Consider the following 4,309-nt stretch of genomic DNA (forward strand, 5'->3'; position numbering starts at 1 on the left):
CACCGCGAAGTGCGCCTGCCAAAATCAATTGAGTGGCGTCCATGACGACATAGATCGCCACGAAACCAAGCAATTTTTCGGCGATATCAAACGCCATCTCACTGTCCACGCCCGTCGGCGACAGCGAGTACAACGCGATCAAACCGCCCGGAGCAAAGAGGTACGCGATCGCCCAAGCCATCGAATACGCCCAGCCGACCGCCAATGCCGCAATCACACAGCGAATCGCCGGTCCAGGCCCCGTCCGAATCAAGTGCTGGCCGACCAAGACCGATGCCGCGATCGACATGCCAACCAACGGAATGAACGCGATCATGTTGAAATTGATCGCCATCGTGGTGGCTTGCAGTGGCACGTCGCCGAGTCGACCGATTTGCAAAACGATGACGGTGAAGCCGCCCGCTTCGGTGACGTACATCAACCCAGCGGGCAAACCGAAGTAGATCAATCGCTACATCATCCGACGGTTGAAACGAACGCCACGAAAGATCCCATAGCGTTCTCGCTCGATGGGCTTCATCAGCAACACCGCGTAGCAGACCGCTTTGAACCAAAACGACAGCGTGCTGGCGATGGCGGCGCCAGCGATGCCCAGTTCCATGAACCGCAGTCCTGTCTCGGGATCGGGCGAGCCAACTCCAAAGATCAACAACACGTCGAGCAGCAAGTTCAACACACCCGACGCGAGCGAAACCAACATGATCGTGCGAGTCCGGTGCGTGCCGCTGTAGAACCCCGAGAGCGCCGTCTGCAAAACTTCACCCGCCCCACCCCACATCAAAATGCGAAAGTAAGCCGCCTGCATCGGAATCAAATGTTCCGGTTGGTCGGTGAATCGAAAAAGAGTCTCACCGAAACTGCCCACCAAGGCAAAAAACGGTAGCGTCGCGAGAGCGAACCATGTCGATTGCCAAAGCAATTGACCGACTCGCTTGGGCTGATCCGCCCCAATGTATTGGCTGACAATCGCACTGGTCATCGACGCGATGCCAACGAACACGCAAACACAAACCCAAAACAAATTTCCCGCCGCCATCGCCGCTCCCATCTGAGAGGGTTCGTGCCACAACAACAGCGTTCGGTCAACGAACAGAACCAGCGAAAACATGCCGGTGCTGACCATCAACGGAACCGCGACGCGGAGAACTTCCTTGAGGGCGGGAATCATGAAGGGATGATCGGGTGAGAGTGGATGTGCATCAGGAAGCGGAGTGCGAGTCGATACGTCGCTCCAAGCGGTCCCGCGAAATGGTGCCGGATTCGCCAAGCATTCGGAAGAGGCAGCAATTGCAGTTCCCAAACGCAGGCGAGTCCTCCTGCGGGCGAATCAGACCAAGCTGGCTCGGAGTCTGGCAATGAGGACTCATCGCGTTCATCCGCCGGCAGGTTAAGCTAAATCGCATGAAACACTTCGCCCTGATATCGCTGGCCGCCTTCATCATCTTGATGGGGACATGTCGGATGACCAATCGGTTCGCTCCACACTTGGTTCCCGACTCACCCAGCTACACCGAGTACTCGTTCGAATCCGCCGAAGCGATCGCCACCCAGATCCGAACGCCCGGCTACCCCGTCTTGGTGCAATTCGCAAAAACGCTGGTGAATTCCAATTCAAACGGAGCGTTGGTGATCCTTCACATCGCCTTGCAGGCAATCGCGGTCGGCTTTTTAGCGGTGGAATTGTCAGCCTGGGATTTTTCGCGGCGAACGATTGCCATCGCCGCCAGCGTTTTCGCGGTTGGCTGCACGTTCTGGGATCACGTCAACACGATCGCGACCGACGCCCCCGCGATGTCGCTGGCCTCCATGACCGGAATCGGTGTGCTACGAATCTGGCGAACCGACCTGACACTGCGATCGGGCATGCTTCTGGGTGTCATGACAACGCTGGTCATCGCCCTTCGCCCCGCGTATCTGTTTCTGATCCCCTGGGTGATGCTCAGCGTCTTGGTGCGTCCCAACGTCATTTTTTCTCGGCGACTGATTCAAGCGATCGCGGTCGGTACCGTGCCCGTGATCGCGTTGTTCGCGTGGTGCTCGTTTCGATGGGTCACAGTGGACGACTTTGGCGTGCTGCCGTTTGGGCATCAGAACATGGCTGCCGTGACGACTCAGTTGCTCGACGCGGAAGAACTGGAAGCCTTGCCAGGTCGACTGGGCGAACTTGGAAAAGAGATCGCCGATCGTCGCATCGAGATGGCGGCCGGTGACCGCGTCGCTGCCGATGGTTTGGACCTTCGTCCGATCGCCGATGCGGCCCCACGCGCGGACTCGTACACGACCATTGAAAATCGCTGGGACGCGATGACGTACATGATTGTGATCCCTGCCGCGGAAGCTGTCGCAAATCGATCGCCGATGAATTCCGACCTGTCGCTGGGCATGCAACGAGTCGAGCAACATCGAATGCTTGCAGAACTCGATCGCACGATCGTTCGCAGCTATCCCGTTCGGTACCTGCGTTGGATTGCGTTGGCGGTCCGACGTGGAGTTTGGGGATCGGTGGCGGACATGCTGATGCACCCGATCTTTTTCGTCGTCACCATGGGGCTGGCCGTCGCCGCCTGTGTCGCCTCGATCCGTTTCCGGACCACGCAGACCGCCGAACCATTTGGCGAGCAATCAAACAACCAAGCTGGGCTGGCCGCGTTGACTTGGTTGGCACTCAGCTACTGGCTGTTCAAGATCGCGTTTGTGTCGCTGACCGGCCCACCGATTGGACGCTTCTCCGACGCGGCCGCCGTTTGGTTGCCAGTATGGATCGCAGTCGTGCTTGTCAGTCAAATCCGCCAAAAACCACACCCCATCCCGTAGGCCAGGTTCCACCTGGAGAGGCAAAACGCAAAATCACACCGCCCTCGCCAAAAAATCAACAACCACCGCTCAACGTGCCCCAACAACGGACACATCCCTCGCAAACATTTGGGGACAAATGTTCGACTGTGTTGAAAGCTTCCATCGACTACGATTCGTTTTCGATTTCGCTCAACAGGGCCTCCAGTTCTTCCGGCGACAAATCGGACGCTTCGATGTCCGATTGAATGTCGCCGTTGGCGCCATCGAATTCATCCGCCGCGGATTCTTGTTCCGGGCCACCAGCCAACGTCTCCGCCAGATACGCTGCCAAGCGTGCAGGGGTCGGGTAGTTGAACGCCAACACAGGAGTCAGCTCGATCCCCAACCAGTCTTCCAACTCACTGCTCAGCTCAACCGCAGTCAGCGAATCCATGCCCGTTTCGGCAAATGGCGTTTCAGGTGTCAGCGAAACGTTGCGGCCAGCTTGTTCGCCGTCCTCGTGGATCTGTTCGCCACTGTGGGCGGACAGCCAAGCCAACAGCCATGCGGTGATTTTTTCGGTCGCTTCCGGGATCTCTTCCCGAGTCACACGGGTCGGCAATTCTGGAAGCACCACCGATTCCGAATCGTCAATGAAACGATTGCGTGACCATTGATAACGAGCGGCCAATTCGCCGGCTTCGATCATCGCTCGGCACTGCTGCCGCTGGACCTTGCCACTCGTCGTCAGGGGGATTCCGCCCGGCCGAGTGATCAGAACTTGGCGAGCATCGACTTCGTGATCATCAATGATGGCCCGGCGAATGTGACGCACGATGTCGGGCAATTCTTCGGAATCAACGTGGCGAGAAACTTCCGCTGCGATGGCCAGGGCATCGCCTGTCCGTCCCGTCGTGGCAACCGCCGCACACTGCAACACGTTGGCTTGCGACAAACCTTTGACCGTCGCTTCGATGTCTTGCGGGAACAAGTTTCGCCCACGCAAAATCACCAAGTCTTTGCTGCGCCCGGTGACATACAATTCGCCGTCGTGCATGAACCCCAAATCGCCTGTTCGCAAAAACGTTTCCGACGGGTCCCCACCGGCAAGCGTCGCACCGAAGACGTCTGCCGTGACTTCTTCGCGTTGCCAGTACCCCGCGGCGATCGATGGCCCGGCCAACCAAATTTCACCGATCTCGCCATCGGGTTGTTGCTGTTTCGTCGCCGCGTCGACCACCAACACAGTCATCGCGTGAGCCGACCTGCCCGAGCTCACCAATTGACGAACCGTGGATTCATTGGGCGTGGTTGCCGGCGTCTCGTCGGACGAAGCTTTGCCGAGCGTTGCTTGTCGAATGACACTGCCGGTGCCATGCGTCAATTCGTCTTTGTCGACGTCCAACAAAATCGGTGCCTGCCCCGAGCGACAACTGGCTGCCATCAACGTCGCTTCAGCCAATCCATAACAAGGACAGAACGTTTCACCGCGAAAACCAGCGTTGGCAAATCGATCCGTGAACTGTTGCAACGT

General features: G+C 57.9%; 2 protein-coding genes and 1 pseudogene. 1 reads left to right on the plus strand and 2 read right to left on the minus strand.

Translation table 11 applies throughout. From position 1 onward, the window contains the following. Positions 1 to 1,168, minus strand: a pseudogene (locus ACF8AM_RS23095) (MATE family efflux transporter); the annotation flags it as partial. Positions 1,169 to 1,401: 233 nt separating this feature from the next. Here ACF8AM_RS23095 and ACF8AM_RS23100 point away from each other — a divergent pair. Then, positions 1,402 to 2,814, plus strand: coding sequence for a hypothetical protein (locus ACF8AM_RS23100; protein ID WP_392557914.1), 1,413 nt, complete (start codon positions 1,402 to 1,404; stop codon positions 2,812 to 2,814). A gap of 148 nt (positions 2,815 to 2,962) precedes the next feature. On the opposite strand, the gene ACF8AM_RS23105 is transcribed toward ACF8AM_RS23100, so the two are convergent. Then, positions 2,963 to 4,309: phosphopantetheine-binding protein (locus tag ACF8AM_RS23105; protein WP_392557915.1), on the minus strand; the 1,347-nt coding region annotated here is incomplete at its 5' end.

This window comes from Rhodopirellula sp. JB055 (assembly GCF_043100905.1).
Taxonomy (GTDB): Bacteria; Planctomycetota; Planctomycetia; order Pirellulales; family Pirellulaceae; genus Rhodopirellula.